This is a genomic window from Algoriphagus aurantiacus (genome assembly GCF_035156405.1).
Taxonomy (GTDB): Bacteria; Bacteroidota; Bacteroidia; order Cytophagales; family Cyclobacteriaceae; genus Algoriphagus; species Algoriphagus aurantiacus.
This window is the reverse complement of record NZ_JAXRUT010000021.1, coordinates 73,400-97,681: the sequence shown is the minus strand read 5'-3', so window position 1 is coordinate 97,681 and position 24,282 is coordinate 73,400. Positions and strand designations below refer to the sequence as shown.

The 24,282-nt window shown below is 39.2% G+C and carries 13 protein-coding genes; 10 read left to right on the top strand and 3 right to left on the bottom strand.

The window, feature by feature from the left end; all coding sequences use genetic code 11:
• Positions 1 to 30: 30 nt before the first annotated feature.
• The 3 genes from SYJ56_RS18930 to SYJ56_RS18920 all read left to right on the top strand — a co-directional run bounded on the left by SYJ56_RS18930 (position 31) and on the right by SYJ56_RS18920 (position 10,246).
• Positions 31 to 5,502 carry a hypothetical protein gene (locus tag SYJ56_RS18930; protein ID WP_323836873.1) on the top strand — a complete coding sequence of 1,824 codons (5,472 nt, stop codon included), beginning with the start codon at positions 31 to 33 and terminating at the stop codon, positions 5,500 to 5,502.
• A 19-nt stretch (positions 5,503 to 5,521) separates the two neighbouring features.
• Positions 5,522 to 7,288 carry a hypothetical protein gene (locus SYJ56_RS18925; protein WP_323836871.1) on the top strand — a complete coding sequence of 589 codons (1,767 nt, stop codon included), beginning with the start codon at positions 5,522 to 5,524 and terminating at the stop codon, positions 7,286 to 7,288.
• Between the two features lie 411 nt (positions 7,289 to 7,699).
• Positions 7,700 to 10,246 (top strand): DUF3857 domain-containing protein, encoded by a 2,547-nt coding sequence (locus tag SYJ56_RS18920; protein WP_323836869.1) that lies wholly within the window; start codon positions 7,700 to 7,702, stop codon positions 10,244 to 10,246.
• 530 nt (positions 10,247 to 10,776) lie between these two features.
• Here the strand turns inward: SYJ56_RS18920 and SYJ56_RS25970 are convergent.
• Complete coding sequence (locus SYJ56_RS25970) at positions 10,777 to 10,944, bottom strand: beta-propeller fold lactonase family protein (protein WP_416377816.1); 168 nt, start codon at positions 10,942 to 10,944, stop codon at positions 10,777 to 10,779.
• The gene (locus SYJ56_RS18915) at positions 10,904 to 12,013 is read right to left on the bottom strand and encodes a lactonase family protein (RefSeq protein WP_323836866.1); all 1,110 of its coding nucleotides are present in this window, start codon (positions 12,011 to 12,013) and stop codon (positions 10,904 to 10,906) included. The genes SYJ56_RS25970 and SYJ56_RS18915 overlap by 41 nt, the downstream gene beginning before the upstream one ends.
• 242 nt (positions 12,014 to 12,255) lie before the next feature.
• Between SYJ56_RS18915 and SYJ56_RS18910 the strand changes: the two genes are divergently transcribed.
• The 4 genes from SYJ56_RS18910 to SYJ56_RS18895 all read left to right on the top strand — a co-directional run bounded on the left by SYJ56_RS18910 (position 12,256) and on the right by SYJ56_RS18895 (position 18,995).
• On the top strand, positions 12,256 to 15,351 hold the full coding sequence (locus SYJ56_RS18910; protein ID WP_323836865.1) for a SusC/RagA family TonB-linked outer membrane protein: 3,096 nt from the start codon (positions 12,256 to 12,258) through the stop codon (positions 15,349 to 15,351).
• An 18-nt stretch (positions 15,352 to 15,369) separates the two neighbouring features.
• Positions 15,370 to 17,043: a RagB/SusD family nutrient uptake outer membrane protein gene (locus tag SYJ56_RS18905; protein ID WP_323836863.1), complete on the top strand. Its 1,674-nt coding sequence runs from the start codon at positions 15,370 to 15,372 to the stop codon at positions 17,041 to 17,043.
• A gap of 155 nt (positions 17,044 to 17,198) precedes the next feature.
• On the top strand, positions 17,199 to 17,549 hold the full coding sequence (locus SYJ56_RS18900; protein ID WP_323836861.1) for a hypothetical protein: 351 nt from the start codon (positions 17,199 to 17,201) through the stop codon (positions 17,547 to 17,549).
• A 51-nt stretch (positions 17,550 to 17,600) separates the two neighbouring features.
• A complete protein-coding gene (locus SYJ56_RS18895) occupies positions 17,601 to 18,995 on the top strand; it encodes a GH39 family glycosyl hydrolase (RefSeq protein WP_323836859.1) in 1,395 nt (464 codons plus the stop codon).
• A 27-nt stretch (positions 18,996 to 19,022) separates the two neighbouring features.
• On the opposite strand, the gene SYJ56_RS18890 is transcribed toward SYJ56_RS18895, so the two are convergent.
• Entirely contained in the window at positions 19,023 to 19,892 is an 870-nt protein-coding gene (locus SYJ56_RS18890; RefSeq protein WP_323836857.1) for an AraC family transcriptional regulator, read from the bottom strand.
• Positions 19,893 to 20,349: 457 nt separating this feature from the next.
• On the opposite strand from SYJ56_RS18890, the gene SYJ56_RS18885 reads away from it, so the two are divergent.
• The 3 genes from SYJ56_RS18885 to SYJ56_RS18875 are packed head-to-tail and all read left to right on the top strand — an operon-like array spanning position 20,350 to position 24,277.
• Positions 20,350 to 22,014, top strand: a complete 1,665-nt coding sequence (locus SYJ56_RS18885; RefSeq protein ID WP_323836855.1) for a sodium:solute symporter family transporter — start codon at positions 20,350 to 20,352, stop codon at positions 22,012 to 22,014.
• A 5-nt stretch (positions 22,015 to 22,019) separates the two neighbouring features.
• Positions 22,020 to 23,438, top strand: coding sequence for a glucuronate isomerase (gene uxaC / locus SYJ56_RS18880; RefSeq protein WP_323836853.1), 1,419 nt, complete (start codon positions 22,020 to 22,022; stop codon positions 23,436 to 23,438).
• On the top strand, positions 23,429 to 24,277 hold the full coding sequence (locus SYJ56_RS18875) for an SDR family NAD(P)-dependent oxidoreductase (protein WP_323836851.1): 849 nt from the start codon (positions 23,429 to 23,431) through the stop codon (positions 24,275 to 24,277). The genes uxaC and SYJ56_RS18875 overlap by 10 nt, the downstream gene beginning before the upstream one ends.
• Positions 24,278 to 24,282 lie beyond the last annotated feature (5 nt).

The window sequence follows — 24,282 nt, the reverse complement described above, 5'->3', positions numbered from 1 at the left end:
TTTCCATGAATCGAATCAAAGTTGACACCTATGGCAGACCTAAAAAAAATACAGGAGAATATACACCGGCGACGACAGGAGTTTAAGGTTGCTGATGATGTATATTATCAGGCACTTCAGCAGGTTGCTTTGTCGCAAAAGATTGGCGATTCTGATCTTCAAACCAATATTTCCCAAAAGCGGCAGATACGGGAAGATGCCCGACTAAACCTTCATGCAGCGATAAACCTGTTGACTGAAACCGATACGCAACAAAAATTACTTACTCAAATTGACGCTGATATTCCATTCCTTTTACTCCCGCTGCGATTGGAGGCACGTTATGTCACTTTCAGGCATGTAGTAAGGAACCTGAATCCGGATGATTGGATTGATAACTCCCAACTCAATAGCGGATTTGAACAAGAGGAAGAAGGCAATTGGACATACCAGGTACCTCAACTAAATGGAGGTCTTTTCAATACACTTGCAAGTCAGGTTAAAAACCAACAAATCAAACCCAAAAGCAATCGATATATTGAACTCAAGCCTGATGAAGAGGTACTATGTATTCGTTTCTATCCTGATGAAATATTTAAATATGCCCATGAACCGAGCCTCATGCCAGCGGAATGGGAAGCAGGGAAAGCATTTTGGGAGCAAATTTTTACAAACTCAGAACCGCAAGAAAGAACATGGCTAAACTTTTCCGCCGTGATGTCACCCGCCAGAGCAGCCTGGATAGTGAGGATGTCACAGCCCATGAACTATTCTTTCGGGCAACCTTTGCCTGCCCAACCTAAGTTTCCGGAAAATCCTCTGCTCAAAGATGGCGCATATACGCTCCCCCCAACTACTCATTTATTGCCGGAGCGGATGGTGGTTCGTTTATATACCGATTCCGGTGAGTTTAAAGAATTTACCGGGGAAGCTATTCCGGAGCCAATCCGCCTTGGACTTGACCCCACTGATGACCCTTTTGATGACCATTCGGATACTTCTGAATTTTCTGAAGAAAAAGGGACTTTAAAATCGCCTGAATACCTGGAATGGATACAAAGTTTAGAAGTTGCTGAAAAACAGGGGTTGGCTATTCGGATAGATTTAAAACAAAACCCCGAGTTTAAGGATGGTGTAGCCAAAATATTTGTACTTGGCCTAAAACTATCTGCCACCGAAACAGAAAGCTCTCAATTACTTAACGACCATTTTGAAAATTGCCTCTATAAAGAAAATGGCATGGCAATCTTGTCCCAGGGGACACCAACCAATAATTTCGAAGACCAAAAATCAGGCTTTAATATCAAAGAGATTGCTTCCTTGGCATATTTCAATTCAACTTTTAAAGCACCGAGACAACATCCAAAAGGATGGGAAAATGATGAATCGTATCTGCGCCGATTTTTAGGATTGGAAGAAAATTTTCGATTTCCGAATGGCGATCAAACAGACATTCATGAAGCCAAAACCCTGAACAATATGTTGTGGCATTCCACATGGGGTTATTATTTATTACAGTTTTTCACCCCGGCCATTCTCGAAAGTAAACGGGAAATGTTAAGGAAGTTTTTTAACCAATACGTAACAGGACGTGGTTTACTTCCAGTTTTTCGTATCAATCATCAACCTTACGGTATTGTTCCCACTACAAATTGGTCTTTATGGCAATACAAAAACGGTAATGAAGAAGAGGATTTTCTCAGTAAAGTTTGGTCTGATTTTCTTTCCAAATTAAAAACTCACTGGAATACTGCCTCTGCAGATGTAAATGCTGTATCCAATTCCAAAACATCCGGTGGAAATTTAGATGAGGGATTTCTTGATATGCTCAGCCAAACAGCATCTTCGGGCCAATTTCAGGGGCAGATTCTTACCGGGGCGGGGTTTAAATCAATTCTTCAAAAGTTACTGGATGAAGTCAATGGTGAATTGACACCTATCCTGAATATGGAAAGCCGACAGGAAAGCCAACTGGCAAATGTGAATGCTGAGATAACCCAAAAAGAAGGTGAAATACAAGAAAATAACTTGCTGATTACCAGTTTAAACGTATTTGTAAATACCCCGTTTTTGAAAGGGAAATTTCCACAGAAGGCTAAGGAAAGGACAGCCCTGATGAAGAAAAATACGGTATTGAACTCAAAAGCAAACTCATTGAAATCCCGAAGGACTACCCTTCAGTCCGCTATTAACAGTGCACTTTCCAAAAAGAATTCGCTGTTAAACAGCCGGACCCAATTGACAGCCGCAATTCAAAGCCTGAATGGGATAAGCATAACCAATGTCCATTCAAAATTCAAAGCCCTTCCTTCACAGGCTTTTGAAAATGTAACAATAGGCCAGCAATTGCAATTACCTAATTGCCTGATTGATAGTTTGCCTTTGTCAGAAGACCGATCAGCAGAAAAGATTGCCGGAAAATCCTGGAATTACTTAGAATGGCTGTTGAAAGCCAAACTCTCCGATATCTGGAACAACCAAATAAATTCCGCACCTGAAGGGGAGGGTGATGAGGAAAGTCAGGCAGATAAATCACTTTTCGCTTTATTAACTCGTCAATCCTTGCTCCGGGCTTTGCTGGAAAACCATTTAAAAACCACAGAAAGCAATCCTGGACTTTGGTTGTTAAAAGCGAAGGATTTTGAATTGGAACATCTTGAATCATCTGAGGAAATTCAATTTAATCCGCAGGCACTCAACCCAAAAAATATCTTGCATCAACAGTACGAACAAATTGTAGCTGCATTCAAACCGGAATTAACGGATCCCATAACTTTGAAAACCAATCGCCAGGAATACTTGGGCGATTTAGATACTTTTAATTTTCAGGAATGGCTTCAAAATTCTGGAGATAATCCAAACCTGAATCCTCTGAAAGATTTGGAAAAAGCTTTTCAAATCTTCAAAGATATCCCAACCGCCCGTCTGAAAAGACTTTTTACAGAGCACCTGGACTTATGCACATATCGATTAGATGCTTGGATGTCAGGTCTTATATATCAGCGATTGGACAAACAACGCGGTACAAGACCTCAAGGCATTCAACTGGGATCATTCGGTTATTTGCAGGGATTAAAATCTAAAAAACCTAGGGATATTGTCGTTTTGAACGTCGAACCAAATTTCATTGCCGCTAACAGTGCAAATTTTGAAAAAGCGGCAATACCTGTTGTCAATACAAAGGCGGCTCTGGATAAAGGAATCGAACTGACATCTAGTACAGAACAGGCATTTTTCTATATCGGAGAAAATGCAAACCCTCGCATCTGGCTAAATCTTGCTGCAAACAAAGTTGAGGCTGATTCTCTAATAAATAAACACCACAGCGACGGTTTTATTCACATGCCTTCGTTAACCCACGCTACGACGGCGGCCATCATGAGAGCTGGTTACTTGGCTCATGTTGCAGATACACATACAGAAACAATGTCTATCAACTTGACAGCTCCTCGGGTGCGAAATGCAATGCAAATGATAGATGGAATGCAGGCTGGCATATCCTTGGCAGAACTCTTGGGACATTTATTCGAACGCTCTTTACATGATCAGTTGCTAGATGGATTCAGGTTTGAGTTTAGAAAAGCATTTCCATTAAAAGAGGAGGGAAAAGAAGATGGAAAATCAACCCTAATGGCGAGCCTCGACGGTTTAGCGCTTTTGAAAGCATACCAGTCCAATCCTTCTTCCTGGTTAAAAGCTTTAAAAAATGATCAAGGGCAATTATTGACGATTTCTCCTTCCGATAAAGAGCGTCTCACTGCAATTGCGAAATCGCTGGAAGCCGATTATTTAGACTCAACAGGGGATTTGCTCCTGACTGAAAGTGTATTTCAGACCACAAAAGGCAATACGGATAAGGCTGCGGCGGCTCTGCGAAGTCTCAATACCGGAGGGCAGTCTATAATGCCGGATTTTATACAAGTGCCACAAAAAGGACATGGTCTGACTCATAAGGTTGGTATTATTTTTCCAACACTTGCAAAAACTGACAAAGGGAATATTTGGACATCTAAACCAAGTCCACGCAGCGCTCTTGCTCCATCAATGAACAAATGGTTGGCCAGGCAGCTGCCCGACCCCTCTATAATACTGATTTCGGTAACACTTCCTGATGGTAATAAAATACGTTTAAAACTGTCAGAAATTGGAATCGAACCAATTGATTTAATAAACCTCCTCCCTGTTTCATTTCGTCAGGGAGCAATAAGTGCTTTGCATTTATGGGTACAAACGAAGGTGTTAAGTTTACCTCAGTTTAAAGATGAAATCCCAGAGACTTCCATAAATATTGACTTTAAAGACCGGGCAGATTTTGACCAAGACGAAGTTAGTATCCACGAAGTCAATGCCTTGATACTTAATTTAAAGAAGATTTTGGAGTTAAGTCGCCCGATTCTGCCAACTGACCTAAGTCTATTAGGCAGTGACAATGGTAAATTAAATTTAGAATTACTGGAGGATGCGTTGAAGTCCCACATCGAAAATTCAAGTTCCGCAGCTTTGTTATCTCAAACTCTGCGAAAAACTGCACAACAACTGTGGACTTCCATTTCCAATAACGAACCAGTGGCATCGCAAAGAAATGCAGCTGTCGCTTTATGCTTGCCATTAATTGAGGCATCTCTATTCGGAATAGAAGAGGCAGGCTCAGAAGGAAGTATTTCAATGGATCAGGAGAGATTTGTTTTTTTGGTGGAAAAGGCGGAATTAATTGCCATCACATTAGAGAAGAGACTAACTGGTTTGAAGCAAATTTTAACCGAATTGTCACCTGATGAGAATCAACGCTTTCAGCAATTGCAAAAGGCTGCCACGGAATTTTTGGGGAAGGAAACATTTGTTTATCCGGAACTAGTATTAACTAGTTCCGGTCCTTTGCAAACAGCCATTGATGAGAGAAAAAAAATACTGAACACCGAATCTGAGACTGTAGACAACTGGATACGGGAAGCTGCTTTAGTTCGAAAACCTTTGAAACATTGGAGACAGCTGTCCCTTCTTCGCGAATTATTTCCAACGGTGACAGATGCCTTTAGAGAGCCAATAGTAACACAGTTGCCATTTTTGCCTCAGGTACCTTGGATTGGTAATTCATTAAAGGAGTTTGATTTAGAAAGCATTGAACCCGAATTACGGCCCAACACGTCGATTTTATTGGAAACACCTGAAGATTTTACTGTGACCGAATCTTTTTCAGGAATATTATTGGATGAATGGTCTGAATTCATACCCTCATCTACAACTGATACCGGACTGGCATTCCAGTATGATCAACCGAATACTGAGCCTCCTCAAGTTATGCTTTTGGCAGTAAGTCCTCAGGAGGGCGGGAATTGGCAATGGGAATTCCTGATGGGAGCAGTGGAAGATGCTCTTCAAATGTCTAAATCAAGATTGGTTACCCTTGACAAATTGAAAGGCCAAAACAAAATTTTTGAGGAAATCTTGCCAGCTGTGGTGTTGCCGTTTTTAAACAACAACGCCAATATACCGGAAACAGAATTGATAAAACCCAAGGACTAACCTGCAATCAAACTATAAAATGGCTAATAAAAACGCACTTTTACTTTGGGAACGTTTACTCCCTACACCTGATAGCGAGGATGTTGCTGACGCATTGCGTTGTGAGGTACGTGACCCACTTTGGTTGCTCGCACGTCAATGGCAGTTAGGTGAATTTCAGGCAGAAGATGCCGGAATGGCCGCCAATGCGCACGTAATTGCGCGTACAACAAGCCCTCAATTGTTTTCTGCAAATGGTTTGTCTGCTGCGTCACTGACAGTGGACAAGCCTTTGGATACTATTGTAGAAAGTATTTTACCTGAATTTGATCTTGAGATGCGGATGGAAACTGGCAGAAAGTGGAGACAAATGTTATTCGAGGCCAACAAACAAAAGCTTTGGATTCAGTTTCGTCAAATGCCATTACTGCAATTTAAAATGCCCGCTGTAGTATTTGATCCCGACCACCCAGAACTAAGGGCGATGTACCATGAACCTTATGAGCAGCTACTTTCTGCTCTTGGCAATGCCAGGATGATAGATGGTCAGAAATTTTTCAAAGAACTTCAAACCCGAAATGCTTCCGATTTTTTAAGCACCAATGACCCCATTGTTGATTCCATAGGCGTGCAATGGAAAAACTGGGTAACTGATCGCCTCAGAGTAAATAACCCGGATTTTCTAAGCAGTTGGAATGAATCGCGAATGGAATATGTTACAAAAATTGCTGCACCTGTCAGCAATAAAGAATTGGCATATTTGGATGCTCCCGAATACAACGGGCAACAAATGGGATGGTATGATTGGGAGAATGGTAAAGAAAGAGTGGACTTGAATCAGGAACTTGACCCTCAGAGAATTCAAATACATAGAAAAACTGCTATACCTACCTCTGTCAGTTTTCCGGGAATGCCAAATGCACGTTGGTGGGAAATGGAAGACAGCACCATTGATTTGAGCAATATTAAAGCTCAAAAAACTGATACAGGGCTTTTACTTCTAGCTGAATTCAGTCTATTATTCAGCAACGACTGGTTAATGATGCCACTTTCCTTGCCTTTGGGCTCATTATCAAAAATCCAAAGCTTGAGGGTGATTGATGTATTTGGTGTACAGACTTTTATGAAACAAAACCCTAGCCGGGCCGACTGGCGTTTATTCCAGTTATCTCAAACCCAATTAGCAGATTGGATGTGGCTGCCACCTACCAGTTTTGGGCGGGTGCAAAGTGAAGCATTAGAAGAGATCAAGTTTATTCGAGACGAAATGGCCAATATGGTTTGGGCGGTAGAACAGACCGTTTCAGACGGAATCGGAGGTTCTGTGGAAGGGAGTAGTTCAGCTAAAGGACTGGAAGGTTGGTTACGTTCTTTAGCGGGAACGCCTGTCGCAGCATCTTTACCCGAGTTGAGTGTACCCGCAGATTATGCCTATCTTATCGGCAACACAGTACCACCACATTGGATTCCATTTATTCCTTTTCGTCCAGTTGAGAACAAACCTGAAATGGCCTTACGAAGGGCAGCCATGCCGCGGATCTTTGAGGGAGTGGAAGAGGCCACACGCATTCGGCCTCGTACCTCCATTATCAGGAATAATAATCCAATGGGTGAGTCAAGAAAACTTGATATTCAGGAGGAAGAAATTCCTGCTACAGGGATTACTTTGAAAACATACTGGCGCCGTGCCCGGTGGGTAGATGGATCTATTGTCACTTGGCTAGCGCGTGAAAAACGCTTGGGTAAGTCATCTGAATCAAGTGGTTTGCAATTCGATGTGATGGGTGATATCCGTCCGTCCTTATAGAAATTTCTTTATGCTCAATTTTAGCAAAACTATAACGGAATATAAAATAATTGATAGAGCACCTAAGCAATGATAAACTCAAATCTGTGGGCAGGATTAGCTTTATCCAGCAGTGATAAAATTTTAGGTAAGAATTTTTTGAAAATGGAATGGTTTGGGGATTGACAGATAGACAAACAACCAGCAACCTTCCCACTTTCCAATCCCCAAACCATGTAATTCACAAGCAATTCAAACCCGATGTTCTAGAAATGTTTCACCCAAGCTCTTTCCAAAATTTACGTCCTCGTGCAGCTCATTCCTCAGCTCCAAAACTAAGTATTGAGCTGGATGCCAAAACTTAATTTAACCTGCATCAAAGGGTTGGGAAAAATCAGTATATTCCAAAGTTTTTTAGTTTCAACTATATTTATGCTTAGAAATCTACTTGTTGGAATGTTACTTTTTGTAGTGACTATTTCATCCAATGCACAAAAAATCAACGTTTCTTCCATGCCCAATTGGGTAGATACTCCATTACTGGACTTGAAAAGCAAAAGGGAAGTTCAGGTAGGGGAAGGATATAGATACTTACTCTTTGATAAACAGGTTAATCTTGTGGCACGAGAATCTTTTCATAGGAATAGCGTTCAGGTACTAACAGTGGATGGGATACAGCAAAACTCTGACATACAGATAGATTACGATCCTTCGTTTCAAAAATTGGAAGTCCATGAAGTGAGTATTTACCGTAACGGAGAAAAAATCAATAAGCTTATCCCCAATGATTTTAAGACCATCCAGAAAGAAGCTAGTGCAGACAGGTATATTTATGATGGAGCGCTGAGCGCGATTTTGCACTTGAGTGATGTTCAGAAAAATGACATAATTGACTTCAGTTATTCCCTGAAAGGGTTCAACCCGGTTTATGGAAATCAGTATTCAGGTTTCTTATACCATCAATTTTTTGTCAAGGTTGAAAACTTTAATTATAGATTAATAGTACCGAAGGGACAATCATTGCAGATTCATGGCAATGGACATCATCAGAAGCCTCAAAAGGTGAGTCAAGCCGGAATGGATATTTATCAGTGGAGTCACGATGGTTTGGAGCCAATAAGCGCTGACAATAATGTCCCTTACTGGGCACCCATTTATCCCATTACCTCTTATTCAACGTTTTCAGATTGGAAATCAGTAGTTGATTGGGCAATCCCTTTTTATACTTATTCAGAGAGTGAATTGGATATCATTACAAAGCAATTGCCTGAAAATCCACAACGCAACATCAAGATAACCGACATCATCCGATATGTCCAAGATGAGATTCGATATTTAGGTTTGGAGTCAGGGATGAGTGCCTATAGACCAAATTCTCCTCAGAAAGTGTTCAAACAAAAATTTGGAGATTGTAAGGACAAATCTTTACTACTCGTGGCGCTACTCAGGAGTGAGGGTGTGGAGGCTTTCCCGGTATTGGTAAATACAGAATGGAAAGATAATATCGAAGCTTTTCCAGCAAATGCTTCTGCTTTTGACCATTGTGTGGTCACTTACAAGTGGGATGGCAAAGATTATTTTGTAGATCCCACCATTTCTGACCAAGGTGGCAACCTGACAGGAATACATTTTCCTGATTATAGTAAAGGGCTAATCCTAAAGCCCGGGAATTCAGCTTTAACCACTTTTCTTGCTTCTGAGAAATCCGTCCAGAAAGTAGATGAATTGATCATTGTCAAAGATCTGGAGGGTAACGCCACCATGAGGATAAAGACAGAATATCGGGGAAGAAAAGCAGATGAAATGCGATCAAATTTTGCAAATAGTACAATAGATGAGATTTCTAAAAACTACTTAAACTTTTACTCAACACTTTATTCGAATATTGAAGCCAATGGAGCAATAGAATTCTCAGATTCTGACCGGAATGTCTCCAATGTGTTCACTACGGTTGAAAGCTATGACATCAAAAATTTTTGGCAGAAATCTGATACTGATGAAAGCCAACAATTGGCAGAAATGTACCCTCTTGAATTGAACGCCAAACTTAATTTCCCTCAGACCGCAAGCCGCAAAATGGACTATTACTTGGGGGTTCCTGAATCTTTAACGATAAATACCAGGTTGATAATGCCTGAATTTTGGCCTGTAGAGTCCTATCACAAGCGTATTGATGCTGGAGCATTTATTTATGAAAATGACGTAAAAGGGGAAAACAATGTAATAGATATTAGCCATCAGTATGAATTACTGCAGGCTAGTATTCCAGGGGACGAAGTTTCTCAGTTGATTGCAAATAAGAATCTCGTTACCGACGAACTCAATTTTTATTTGACTTACAGTCCTAACAATGGGGTAAATTCTCTGAGTATGCTATCCATACTGATTTGTGGGGGCATTCTGATAGGATTTTTCTTTTTGGGTAAGAAGATTTACAAAGAATTCAATCCGGAGTGCCAATCCGCTAGCTTGTACAAAAGTATTGGTGGCTGGCTCATCATTCCTTCTATTATATTATTCTCAACCCCATTAATGATCATTTATAATCTAATAGACGGTTCGTTTTTTTATAGTTCAGTCTGGACTGGTGCTGAGATTTATGGAAAAGGGTTGCCAGTATTCATTGCAGTGAGTTTTGTTTTCATGATTGTGTTGTTTTCCTATTCTATTCTCACAGCCATTTTCTTTTTCAATTTGCGGACGGGAGCACCTCAGATGTTTATCCTATTGATTTGTATCAACTTTGTTTCGCTTTTGCTGGAGGCTTATGTAGCAGATCAATTCTTTAATGAGTTAAATGATGAATCATCAGCTCGGGGTATTTTTAAAGGGGTAATCGGGCTTTTCATTTGGATTCCCTATTTCCTAAAGTCAGAAAGAGTAAAAGCAACTTTCACCAGAACCTATGCTGGCAGGAATCCAATTATTTCAGAAAAAGTTGTTGAGTTTGAGACTGTGCAAGAGCGGCTGGATGAATAGCCCACTGAAACTGGTGGGAAATGGCTAATGGCAAGGGCTCAGGAGGGATTTAGTCGTGATTTTGTTTTTAGAAAAAAAAGGAGGGCTACAGTGAAGACCAGATTTCAGTCTTAAAATTAAGGCCTAAAAAGGATTTTAATGTATTGATTTACAGGTGATTGAATGTGATGTATAGGCTTGGTGAGTTATACGAAAATGCAAGTGTAGAAGAAAAGAAAATTATACTGAGTTCGACTTTTTCAAAAAAAAACTTTTCAGGCTGAAAAAGTTCGAACTCCTGAAGTTAATAAGCTCATCTAGCTGATAAACAGCGGATTGCCTGATAAAAATAAAGGCACAAATCCTTCAAAATCGGATTTGTGCCGTCAGGCGGAGCTGGCGATACAGAAGTCGAACTATTTTGAGGAGGATTTGGAGCTTTTGGCTAGGCTAATCAAGTACCTATAAGACCCCTATAAAAAACAGGAATGGACTGCGTTTAGTGTTCTATTATATTGGACCTTAGACCCTATTTATAGGGAGGGATACTTCTATTTTGTGGAAAAAGGTAGCTGTAACTGTCTTATAACCACAGGGCTAGGGATGTCTGCAGCTATTGAAGTAGGTTGTAATAAGCCGCTATCCAGATCTATTTTTAAAAAGTTAAGTTGATTAGAGTCACGATTGGCAACAATCAAAAAAGATCCGAACTGATCCATATAAATTCCTCTTGGCCTTTTTTCCTCTGCTCGAAACACTTCTCATCTGTATCAATGAATCTGCACTTTGGTCAATTTTATATACAACAACGTTGTCAAAGCCGCGATTCGATGCATAAAGAAATTCACCATCTTGAGATGTGACAAGATCTGACGCTGTATTCATAATAGAATCATTACTTGCTGAATCTATCATTAACTTCCTATCTAGCAATTGTAAGTTTAAGCTAGTTAAATCTATAGAATACATGCTTACCGAAGAAGAAAGCTCTTCTATGGAGAATGCATAATTTGAATTTGGTGATATTGTCAAATGTCTCGGCCCTGATCCGGGGGAAGTAAAAATTGTGTCGGAAACGGTAAACCTTAATTTGGATCTTATTTCCTTGATGTCAATCTGATAAATTCGATTAGCACCTAAGTCCGATGCATATAAAGCAGTGCCTGTTTTGTTTATAATTGCAGAATGTAAGTGTGACTCTGCCTGTCTAGGAAGGTTTGGTCCAGATCCTTTCAATTTTATTTGTTCAATCAATTTACCCACATTGCCATTTTTTTTGATTTTAAAAATAGATAGGTGAGAACTCATATAATGGGATATAGTTAAGAAACGCCCTTTTGGATCTACCGAGACATGGCAAGGGGAAATCCCCTTTGAGCCGACAGTTTTCATCAGTCTAAGTGTACCGTTAAGTTGATTGATTTTGAATACACTTACAGAACCTTCATTTGAAGATTCACTCAATCCCTGTCGGTTTACAGTATATAAATAATTTCCATTTGGGTTCAGTTCTAAATAGGATGGGTTAACTCGGTCAAATACTGATTGAATTAGTTTCAATTTTGAATTTGCTCTATCAAATTCATAAACGTTTACTCCTTCATCTGGCTGGCCTGAAAAGGTGCCGACATAGAATAGCTCTTTCGACTGTTGGGAAAACGAATAGGATTGAAATGTGAAAAGTATAAAAAGTAGCAGTACTGCGGAAATCGTTAAAGTCGATCCAAGTCTTATTTCCACTAAGTATTCACTAAAGAGTGATTTTGTTTTTGGATAGTATAAGTTCATCTGAATTTATTTTTTTGGTAATTCTTTGATAGTAAAGTCACTCATATTTACCTAATTCTTGCAATGTCATATGGCTAAGAATCATATAATGCAAATATTATCCTATTTCCTGCAAAATAAATGAAAGACTATAGACGACGATCCTTCTACTTTTATTTCAGTGAAAATGACGTGTTACAGTACAGCAGAAAAGTTGACTAAACCTCCATCTGATACAAAATAACAATTTAACCCAAAATCATATGTCAAATTTTACCAAGAGATTTTTTAGAATCTGGATTCTCTATTTGATTTCAATTCCGATTCTATCCAATCAGACGGCTTTATCCAAAGTAATATTAGAAATTGGACATGGCACCTCAATTCGGGCCATTGAATTTGAAAAAACGATAACAGGGAAGGTATTGGATGAAAATGGAGAGGGGCTGCCGGGAGTCACAGTAATTTTGGATGGATCTTCAACAGCTGTAGTAACTGATCTTAAAGGTAGCTATAGTATTACAGTTCCGGATAATGGGGAAATTTTGGTGTTTTCTTTTATCGGGTATTCAACCCAAAGGAAAGAAATCGCAAACCAAAGTCAAATTAATGTTTCAATGGCCACAGATATTTCCAATTTGGAAGAAGTTGTGGTAATAGGTTATGGAACAGCAAAAAAAAATGACCTAACTGGTGCCGTTTCATCTGTTCCATTAGACGCATTTAAAGAGTCACCCAACACAAATATTCTACAATCTTTAAATGGTTCAACTCCGGGGGTTTCGGTGGGTCAGGTTTCTCAGGCTGGTCAAGAGCCTAATATTCAAATTAGGGGGCAATCAAGTATAAACGGTAATCAGGAACCACTGATCGTCTTAGACGGTGTATATTACAGGGGTAGGATATCCGATCTGAACCCAAAGGATATAGAATCAATCAATGTATTAAAAGATGCAAGCAGTAAGGCCATCTATGGTGCACAGGCGGCGAACGGTGTGGTAATAATTACTACCAAAACAGGAAGTCTAACCCAAAAACCGATCATCAGTTATTCCGGATTTTTTTCTACCCAAAGTCCGGCAAATGAGCTTACCTCCTTAGGCAGGGATGCTTATTTGAGAAGTGCAAGAGATGTGGATTGGCAGAACGCATTTTTGGCGCCCGATTATATTCAAGAGAATCCTGATTGGACATTAGAAAATAATACAGGTTATTTTCCCCAATTGATAGAAGGACTGAAAAATGGAACTGACTACAATTGGTATGATGAAGTGACAAATCCTGGATATATCCAAGATCATCAGGTTAGTATTCGTGGAAGTTCAGAAAAGACATCTTATTTTATTTCAGGGGGCTTTACTGATCAACGGGGATGGATTCTAAATGATAAATACAAGCGCGTAACAGCAAGGATTAATCTAGATACCGATATCACTGATTGGCTGACTATCGGTGCCAATACCTTTGGGTCATTCTCTAACTACTCTGGGGAAAGCCCAGACTTTTCACAACTACCACAAATGAGTCCGTTGGCAAACCCCAGAAATCAAAACGGCGAGCTAATAGTGAATCCTTTGGGAGACAATAGACTTAACCCCTATTTACAGAGTTCATCAGATGATAGTGATTTAAGAAATAATATTTCGGGAATATTTTATGCTAATGTAAGAATTCCACAAATTGAAGGATTAAGCTATCGGGTGAACTTTAGTAATAACTACAGATGGGACGTACTTGGGAATTCAAGTCCATATGATGCCGGATTGACTGGCAGAGCTATTAAAATAAACAGGTCGACGTATGATTTGTTGCTTGATAATATTATTACTTATTCCCGTGATTTTGGTGATAATCATAGTATTAATACCACTCTTTTATATGGGTTTAATAAAGTAAAGTATGAGGACACACAAGCTGAGGGCACTAACTTTCAAAATCTTTTACTTTCCTATAATAGCCTAGAGCAAGCACTGATTCAAAGGATTAATTCCTCAGCATGGGAGGAAAAAAGTCTTTACCAAATGGTTAGAATAAACTATGATTTTAAAGACAAATATGTATTAACGGGAACTTTGAGGAGAGATGGGTTCAGCGGGTTTGCAGAGAACAACAAAACAGCTCTTTTCCCTTCTTTGGGTATGGGTTGGATTTTGTCTGAAGAGCGCTTTTTGAGTGATTCCCGGTTTATTGATTATTTAAAATTCAGAGGAACTTATGGGTTAAATGGCAATCTCACAAGCAGATATAGCTCACTTGCAGTAGTCTCGACAGACCCTTCGAACCAATATATATTTGGGGATGGATCGACAACTGAAAATGGTCAGCAGATTTCTTCACTTTCCAATCCCGATTTAACATGGGAAAAAACTGCGGGAGTAAATTTCGGTCTTGATTTCGAGGTAATTGGTTCAAGGATATCAGGTTCAATTGATTATTATAATTCTACCACACGTGATTTGCTCTGGAATTATATCCTGCCAAATATCACCGGTTTTTCAAGCATTATATCCAATGTGGGACAAATTAACAATAAAGGAATTGAGGCAGTATTGAATGCAAATCTTATTAGCAATTCTGATTTTTCATGGGATTTGAGTTTTAATATTTCCCGTAATACAAATAAAATTGAAAAGCTCCTTGAAATAGACACTGACGGTGATGGCAAGGAAGATAATTTAATTGCAAATAGCCTCTTTATTGGTGAATCCATAGGTTCAATTTACTCTTACGAAATAGATGGTATTTGGCAGATAGCTGATGGTGAAGATATTCCCAATGGTTTTCAGCCCGGTCTTTATAAACTAAAAGATCTTGATGGTGATGGGATGATTACCCCTCAAGATGATAGGAAAATAATAGGAAGGAGAGAGCCTGCCTATCGTTTCGGAATACAGAACACCCTTCACTATAAAGATTTTACCCTACGGTTTTTTATCAATTCAATTCAGGGAGGAAAAAATTCATATCTGGGAGAAAACAATCCATGGTCTGGTGGCTATGGTACGCCAGGAACTGCACAAAGCAGCAATTGGTATGAAGAGATTGATTATTGGACACCCGCTAACCCTGGCGCAACCTATAGAAGACCCGGTGCTGATGCGGCAATTGGGGGAAGACGTTTCTTTGATCGAAGCTTTGTTCGAATTCAGGACATTTCTCTAGCGTATAGTTTGAAAACAAAAATGCTGGATAGATGGAGGATGCAGAATTTCAAAATATTTGTCAGCGGTAAAAATCTCTTGACCTTAACTGATTGGGAAGGTTGGGATCCCGAAACCGGTCAAGGGCTTGGGGCATCTCAGGGAACAGCATTGCCTATAATGAAAGGATATACTGTTGGTCTTGATATATCATTCTAATAATAAACCGATAAAATTATGAAATTAATTTCCTTAAAATATATAATTGTATTTGCATCATTTACTCTGCTAGTATCATGCGTAGAAGATGACTTTCTTAAAGAAGAGCCTTTAGATTTTTATAGCTCAGTCAATTCATTTGTAACACTTGAGAATTTTCAAGGAGCAGTTGTGGATCTATATGCTCAATTTAGAAGTTTAAGGTTTAATTCGAGTAATAATTCCATGGCTCTTATCTATGGCACAGACGTTATGTTTGATGCTCGACTTTCAACAACTAATAATCGCTTTGGAGATTATAACGTTTCTTTAAACCCCACCAGCCAGCTTCCTTATTGGCACTGGAGTAGGTTATATAAAATAATATCTAGTGCAAACAGTATAATTGAGCGAATTGCAGAGAACAACACTATTGCTGATTCAGATAAGGCTTTGATTGTAGCACAGGCAAGTTATTTCAGAGCTCATGCTTACAGGAATTTAGTCCATTTGTTTGGCGATGTTCCTTTATTACTCAAGGAAGTTACGACACCGCAAGCTGATTTTACAAGACAACCCCGCCAAGAGGTATATGATCAAATTATAATAGATTTGATTTATGCGTCAGAAAATCTCCCCTCTATTTCTTCAACTCAAGATGGCAAGCTTTCAAACCTGGTTGCTTTTCATTTATTGGCAGAAATGTATCTTGTTTTGGGTGATTTAGATCAGGCTATAAAATATACTTCAAAAGTAATTGATGACCCTGCCACTGAATTGATGACTGGGAGATTTGGGTCTTTGGCGAGTAGCCCAGGAGACACTTACTATGATTTATTCCGCGTAGGTAATCAAAACAGATCTTCTGGAAACACAGAAGCAATTTGGGTAGAGCAGATTGAAGTTGATCTGCCAGGGGGATTTTTGATTTCTAGCGGATTGGGAGGAAATCCTATGGAAAGGATCTTGGTTCCAGCTAGCTTTACATTGATAGACCCCGATGGAAATCCAGGTTCACTTGGTCATCGTTCTACCCTAAATTCCGGTGGCAGGGGAGTTGGCTTTATGATGCCAACTGACTATGTCGAAAATCAACTATGGGAAAATGATTTTAATATTGATATCAGGAATTCGGAATTTAATTATGTCAGAGACTTTATTTATGATAATCCTGCATCGGCTTATTTCGATTCCAGCGCGGTTAAATATCCAGGAGCTAATCTAATTGCTCAACGCTGGAGATTTTACCCCTTTTTTTCCAAAGTGACAACTCCAGGACAACATCCTTCAGGAATTTTGTCCGATCCAGCACTTGGCCTTATAAATTCGGGTGGAGGTTCTACATATGCTGATCAATACTACCTCAGATTGCCGGAGACTTTGCTTTTAAGAGCAGAGGCCTATTTAGCTAAGGGTGATTTAGCTCGTGCCGCATCGGATATAAATCAGGTTCGTACGCGTTCAAATGCCACTGTTGTGCAGCCCGGTGAAGTAACTATTGATTATATTTTAGATGAAAGAGCTCGCGAATTGACAATGGAAGAGGATAGGAGGATTCTGCTGCTTCGTTTGGGTAAATTGGTTGAGCGTGTGCAGAAATACAATCCACATAACGGAGATGAGATCCAGGAACATCATGCGCTTTGGCCAATTCCTGCCAGTGAAATTGAAGCCAATGTTAATGGAAGCCTAACTCAGAATCCTGGGTATTGAATTGCTTTAGTGCAATAGATTAAATCAATTTGTAATTCCAATTTCTGACTAAATAAACCCAATGTCATTCCATTTAAAATAGTTTTAGTTATACTCATCTATAGTTATTGTAGTCCACTATCAGCTAAGGATCATTTATAAACCATCCTCTGTACTTGAATGTAGGAGATATGGCAGAGAATCTTCAAATTAAACTCAACAACGAGACCTATTTGCGGTTTGGAACTGAGTTTATGCCTGATTATTTAATTATCCATGGGTTGGCAGGCTGGCTTTCCGATATTTTAAGAGCAAGGGAATCTCTGGAAGAGAATAAGTTTGGGCAGAAATATGAGTTTTTGATAATGGCTGAAATTGATTTTAGTGATTTGGAGAAGGCAAAAATGATCAAAAGCCAGGGTAAATGGAAGAATTGGTACAGAGGGGACAAAAAAATGAATTTAAGTTTGGTCAGACAGACAATGCAGGAAACCAAGGAATTTTTAATAAGCAGAATTCAACAATAAACTACGTTTAAAAATAAAGCTATGAGATGTTTTAGTTACTTCTTTTTGTCAATGCTTTTAATATTGGCAAACATCAATAATTCCTTTGGCCAGGAAGAATTTCCATTTAAAGAAATTGGACAATTGGACACTAAGTCCGCAAATGAGATAAAATCCTCCCGATGGTCAATTGGAGGAGAGACATTAGATAGGGATTATGCAGATTATGATTCCTATAAGGAATATTTAGGCCCATTGGGGGCAAAGAGAATTAGGCTGCAAGGGGGATGGGCAAAGTGTGAGAAAGTGAAAGGTGTATACGATTTTTCCTGGATGGATAGCATTGTAGATGATGCATTGGCACAAGGTGTCCATCCATGGATACAGACTTCTTATGGGAATCCAATTTATGAAGGGGGAGGAGAACCTGCATTAGCAGGTGGAATTCCTACTTCTGACGAGGCTCTTTTAGCATGGGATAAGTGGGTAGAGGCAATAGTTTCACGATATAAGGACCGTGTAACTGAATGGGAGATCTGGAATGAGCCTGATATCAGTAAACGCTTTACTTCAGATGATTTTGCCATTTTTCATGTCCGTACTGCCGATATTATAAGAAAAATCCAACCGGATTCACGTATAATTGCGTTAGGACTGGCAGGTTTACGCAATGTAGAATATGTTAGGTCAATCTTGGATATACTTGAAAAAGAGGACAGACTGGATCAATTTGATATATTGACATTTCATGGGTATACTGCAAGGCCAGAAGCAATCTATGGGCAAGTTGAAAACCTTCGCACATTGGTGAAATCTTATAGGGAGGACATTGAGTTATGGCAAGGGGAAAACGGAGCTCCTTCTACCGCCGTGGGAACTGCTGTAGGAGCCATGTCTAAAGAAGGCTGGTCTGAGATTAGCCAAGCCAAATATGTTTTGAGAAGAATGGCTGGAGATATGGGAAATGAAATCGATGTTACCAGTGTTTTTCAAATATCAGACATGAACTACAAAGCAGGTGATCATATGAGTGGATTAAATTCTAAGGGGTTGCTTCAGGCCAACTCTGATAATAGCATTGTAAAAGCAAAACTATCCTACTATGCCTATCAGAATATGGCGACCATTTTTTCAGGAGACATAAGTGTCGCAGTTAAAGTGAATATTAAAACTAATGTGAATGAAGTACTGGTTTACGCTTTTCAATCCAAACAAACTAAGGCGAATTCTGTGGCCTATTGGGATGCAGAAAAAAAACCAACGGATGAGTTGTCATTTACAAAAGTCACGCTTTCAAATATGCCCAAATTTAAGAATCCTGTTTTAGTAAATCCATTTACAGGGAAAGTGTATGAAATACCAGCGGATAGCATTGGAAAGGGTGCAAACGGTTGGGATTATAAAAATATGCCGGCTGGAGACTGGCCTCTTTTGATTCTCGAAAAAAACTGGATAGAACTTCAGTGACAAGTATTTAATATTGGGAGTGATCGATTAGGCAATGTGTTTTTTCTGGTATTGCTGAGGCGTTACTCCCAATGAATTTTTAAAAACCCTGTTGAAATAAGATATATTCTTAAAGCCGCACTCATACCCTACACCGGCAATATTTAAATCCTCATTGAGCAAAAGTTTGCATGCATATCCGATTCTAACCTCATTTAGATATTGAGTAAAGGTCTTGAGGGTAGTGGTTTTGAAAAAGCGGCAAAATGCAGTTTCATTCATATAAGCAATATCTGCTGCTTCTTTTAGGGAGATTTCTTCCATGAAGTTGTTCATAATAAAGTCATGAACTTTATTGATTCTTTTTCCTCCCTTGGAATGATAAGTGTCCACAAACCCGGAACTGGAAAGCTTTCTATATTCTTTACTTTTTGAGATCATTAATAATATTTGAATAAACTCTAATAATTTATCACTTCCTTCCATCTCAGTAAGTTTCATTAACCTGCTGGAAATCTGTTTACGGGTTGATCCTATGATTTGTAATCCCTGATAGGAATCTTTGATCAATTCATTGAGACCTATCATTTCAGGTAACTTTAAAAAATCCAAACCCAGGAAATCAGCCGCAAATTGTGTCAAAATTAAATCGCAGCGCAGTTCGGGAATGCCTTCATAGTAAATTTTATCTGATCGCCAAACATGGGGTAAATTTGGCCCAACCAATACAATGTCGCCATCTGAATAGGGTTCGATGCTGTCTCCGATAAATCTTGTGCCACTTCCTTTGATAATGTGAAGGAATTCCAATTCCTCATGATGATGCCAACTATCATAGGTATGATTCACAGAGAACTTTGCGCTATAAAATGAAGATTCAAAAGATCTCGTGTTTTTCTTTAAAAACAGTGGTAGCATGGTGATTTAAATTTTGGGTTTATGTAACTGTTTGAATATGTTGAATTTTTGCCAAAAAAAAGAAAATGCTTTAAAAAATTGGTAAAATAGTATTATAGCTGGCAAAATTCATGAAACCCATATAGTCTAAGAGCTGCTACTTTAGTGATTATAAATGCTTCATTTAATTTATCATTGATATTATAGATGAAACTCAATAAACCCAGAATCATATGCAGACACCATATCTCTTTTATTTGCACAATTATTTTATTTTCCTAATTCTAACTTTCCAAAATTCAAGGAAGGGATTTTTAATCCAATTTCCTTATTCAAGTGAAGTGGAATCAACTATGCTAGTCATTTGGATAGCGTCAATAATGGATCTTTCAATAAAAAATCACCCACTTTGTTAGTTTGTTTTTTAACACAATAAGGCTTACTGCCATTTTTGATATTCTCCAAACCTTAATCTATAATGGAAAAACTTGAACAGCTGGATTATTATGCATTCATACTTTATATGCTGTTGATGGCTGGAGTAGGAGCTTTTTTCGGATGGTTTGTAAAGGACATAAAACAGTATTTTAAAGGAGGAAATACCATTCCCTGGTTAATAGGAGCCATTAGTAATTACATGGGGTTGTTCAGCTCTTTCGTATTTGTCGCACACGCAGGGATAGCATATCAGTATGGGTTGTTTGGGGTAATTATTCTCTGGAGCACTATATTTCCATGCTTAGTTGCTGCTAAATATCTGGGCAAAAGATGGCGAAGGTCAGGCATAATTACACCAGTAGAATATATGGAGACCCGTTTCAATCCAGGTGTGCGACAGACGTTTAGTTGGATTGGTCTAGTTATCCGCTTTTTGGATAATATGGTAAGACTTTATGCAATTGGCATTTTTATTACAACGGCAACTTCCTTTTCCTTTTTTGAAAGTATCCTGATCTCAGGTTTCGTAATCACAGCCTTTACAATCGTCGGTGGGGTTTGGGCAGTTGTAGTGATGGATACGCTGCAGTTTGTGATTTTGATCTTTGCCTCTTTGATTTTGGTTCCCTTGTCATTGGAGGCTTCGGGTGGCTTGTCAAACCTGATGACTGCCCATCCTGCTCATTTTAATTTATTCAATGGACCGAATGCAACTCCGCTTTGGATTTTGGTCTATTATCTTTTGATTAGTTTGAAATACAATGCGAATTGGGTTTTTATCCAGCGATTTTACAGTGTAAAGGATGAAAAATCAGCTAGTAAACTGGGTTATTTTACGGCCGCTTTATTTTTTGTCTTTCCCATTTTCTTTCTAATGCCAGCAATAGCTGCTCAGGAGATTTTGCCTGATTTAAGTAACCCTGAAATGGCTTATGTTGGAGTGGCGGTTAAATTATTGCCAACTGGATTAATGGGGTTGATGCTGGCAGCAATTTTCTCGGCCACCATGTCATCGCTTAATTCCGAATTTAATGTCATGTCCGGGGTGTTAACCAATGATATCTACAAGCGGCTATTCAATTCAAATGCTTCTGATATACACTATATCTGGGTAGCAAGGCTCAATATTATTCTCGTGGGAATCGTTGCAACCATCGGCGCCTTATTCGTCGGGCAGTTGGGCGGAGCTTTTGAAGCGAACAAATTGCTCACAGGCATCTTCTCTATTCCCCTGGCTGTTCCTTTGATTTTTGGGATAATATTTAAAAAACCTAGACCCCTTGGAGCAATTGCCACTGTGATCGTTGGGATTGTTTTAGGACTGGTTTTGAATGGAATATCAGACCTAAGTTGGGAATTGGCAACTTTGATTGAAATCGTGGTTTGCTTTCTAATATTTTTTGGTTCAGGATGGTTTGTTTCCAAAAGTATGGATTACAAAAATCGGGTTGAGGAATTTTTCAAACAGCTAAATACACCATTGCGAAAAGATGAAATCCCTGAAATATCCAGAGCTTTCCAGCATATGCTATTCATCGTATTTATAGTTGCACTTGCAATAAGTGGCATACTCATTTTCGGGATGGCAATGTTTTCCATAGGAACACTGGGAAGTACCATAGCTATCTATGGAGCTTTATTTCTTGTGCTGCTTTCGGCTATTTTGTTTTTCTATTCCAAAAAAACCAAACCTAAAACCTTTTGAGCTTTATGAAAAACTTTATTGACGATAATTGGTTGATAGGCAATAAAACAGGGATATCTTTATTTCATGAGGTAGCTTCTTCCTTGCCAATTATAGACTTTCATAATCATATCAATGCCCATAATTTGGCCGAAAATAAAGGGTTTGAAAACCTCGCTCAGCTCTGGGTCAACGAAGATCCTTATAAGCACCGTGCCATGCGTATCTGTGGAATTGGTGAAGAGGGGATTACGGGATCTGCCAGTGATCTTCAAAAGTTCTTAAACTGGGCAGGTATACTGCCAAAAACAGTTGGGAATCCTTTATTTCATTGGAGTGCATTGGAGTTGCAAAAAATATTTGGGATCGATAATTTATTGAACACTTCCAATGCCATGGAGATTTGGAATTCCTGTAATGATATGCTTCAACAAAAGGAATTCAGTTGTAGGTCCCTAATAAGCAGGTTTGGAAGTGAAATTCTGATAACCTCAGATGATATTTTGGATGATTTGGAACCACACCAATCTCTGCGTTTATCTCAATTGGAAACTCAAGTACTTCCTTCACTTCGCGCGGATAGCCTGGTTAGTTTTTCCAAAACCAATTCCAGAAACTGGATAATAGAGTTGGGAAGCGTTACTGGAATGAAAATCAGCAACCTTCAAGATTTTCAGGAGGCAGTCAAAATCCGTCTGGATTATTTTAGAGCCAGGGGATGTTTTTTTGCAGACCATGCATTAGATGCAGGTTTTTCGTATATACCAACTGACGAGGGCGATGCATCAAATATTTTTGAACAATTGATAGCTGGAGATTTTCCAGTGGAAATTGACCTGATCAGACTAAAATCATTTTTACTTCATTTTTTGGGAACCGAATATGGAAAGAGAAACTGGATCATGCAGCTTCATATTGGTGCCCAGCGTAAAACCAGTACCAGATTGCGAAAGCTGGCAGGGTCGACTGGTGGATTCGCAAGTATTGGGAATGCTTGTGACATTAATTCTTTGACAGTGTTCTTGGATGGGTTGGAAAGAAGTGAGGTTTTACCTGAAACCATCTTATACACCCTAAATCCATCTGACAACACATCTTTTGCAAGTTTAACGGGCTCCTATGTTGAGGACGGGATTAATGGAAAAATTCAGTTTGGACCTGCTTGGTGGTATAATGATTATGAGACAGGTATCCGAAATCATCTCAGTGATCTAGCCTCCTACGGGGTTTTGAGTTCATTTATTGGAATGACGACCGATTCCAGAAGTATCCTTTCCTTATCAAGACATGAATATTTTAGGAGAATTCTATGCGATCAAATTGGAGCTTGGGCAGAAAAAGGAAAAATCCCCAATGATATGGACATGCTTTCAGAATTGATCTCAAATATTTCATATAACAACATCAAAACTAAGATTCAAAAAAGACAGGGCGTATGTCAATAACTAATAAAACTAAGCGGGTCGCGGTAGTAACAGGGGCAGGGGGTACGCTTTGCTCGGAAATGTCCAGATCATTGGCATCCCAGGGGATTGCTGTGGCACTTCTGGGAAGGAGTGTTCAGAAATTGGAAGTGGTACGTCAAGAGATAGAAGCGGCAGGAGGAACTGCTATTGCTATCAGTACTGACGTTACATCTGCTGCTCAAGTTGAAAAGGCTAGATTGCAGGTTTTTGAGCAATTGGGTCTATGTACTATTCTGATTAATGGTGCAGGAGGAAATCAGGCTGATGCAGTGACTAATTATGTGAAGTATCAACCGGATGAACTTCAGGAAGTTCAGGAAGGTACACGAGGTTTTTTCAACCTTAATCTAGGTTCTTTTCAGTCTGTTCTTGAGACAAATACCATGGGGACAGTAATTCCCTGTCAGATTTTCGGAAAGGATATGGCTAAGAATGGAGGAGGCACAATTATTAATATCGCATCGATGAATTCATTCAAACCGCTTTCACGGGTAGGGGCTTATGGGATGGCTAAGGCCGGAGTTGCCAATTTCACTCAATGGCTTGCAACCTACTTGGCACCGGCAAATATTCGTGTAAATGCCATTGCCCCGGGATTCTTTGTCAATGAAAGAAGTAAGAAAATCTTATTTAATGCCGATGGAACGACAAGTCAAAGGGGGAAGAATATCCTTCGGCAAACACCGATTTATCGATTTGGACAGGCAAGTGAACTGCTGGGTTGTATGAACTGGCTTATTAGCGAGGAGAATGCAGGTTTTGTGACTGGTACGGTTATTCCTATCGATGGAGGCTTTCAGGCGGATTCAGGTATTTAAAGAAT

Coding starts and splice junctions, on each gene's coding strand:
- SYJ56_RS18930 (WP_323836873.1), top strand. CDS start 31: ATGGCAGACCTAAAAAAAATACAGGAGAATATACACCGGCGACGACAG.
- SYJ56_RS18925 (WP_323836871.1), top strand. CDS start 5,522: ATGGCTAATAAAAACGCACTTTTACTTTGGGAACGTTTACTCCCTACA.
- SYJ56_RS18920 (WP_323836869.1), top strand. CDS start 7,700: ATGCTTAGAAATCTACTTGTTGGAATGTTACTTTTTGTAGTGACTATT.
- SYJ56_RS25970 (WP_416377816.1), bottom strand. CDS start 10,944: ATGGATCAGTTCGGATCTTTTTTGATTGTTGCCAATCGTGACTCTAAT.
- SYJ56_RS18915 (WP_323836866.1), bottom strand. CDS start 12,013: ATGAACTTATACTATCCAAAAACAAAATCACTCTTTAGTGAATACTTA.
- SYJ56_RS18910 (WP_323836865.1), top strand. CDS start 12,256: ATGTCAAATTTTACCAAGAGATTTTTTAGAATCTGGATTCTCTATTTG.
- SYJ56_RS18905 (WP_323836863.1), top strand. CDS start 15,370: ATGAAATTAATTTCCTTAAAATATATAATTGTATTTGCATCATTTACT.
- SYJ56_RS18895 (WP_323836859.1), top strand. CDS start 17,601: ATGCTTTTAATATTGGCAAACATCAATAATTCCTTTGGCCAGGAAGAA.
- SYJ56_RS18890 (WP_323836857.1), bottom strand. CDS start 19,892: ATGCTACCACTGTTTTTAAAGAAAAACACGAGATCTTTTGAATCTTCA.
- SYJ56_RS18885 (WP_323836855.1), top strand. CDS start 20,350: ATGGAAAAACTTGAACAGCTGGATTATTATGCATTCATACTTTATATG.
- uxaC (WP_323836853.1), top strand. CDS start 22,020: ATGAAAAACTTTATTGACGATAATTGGTTGATAGGCAATAAAACAGGG.
- SYJ56_RS18875 (WP_323836851.1), top strand. CDS start 23,429: ATGTCAATAACTAATAAAACTAAGCGGGTCGCGGTAGTAACAGGGGCA.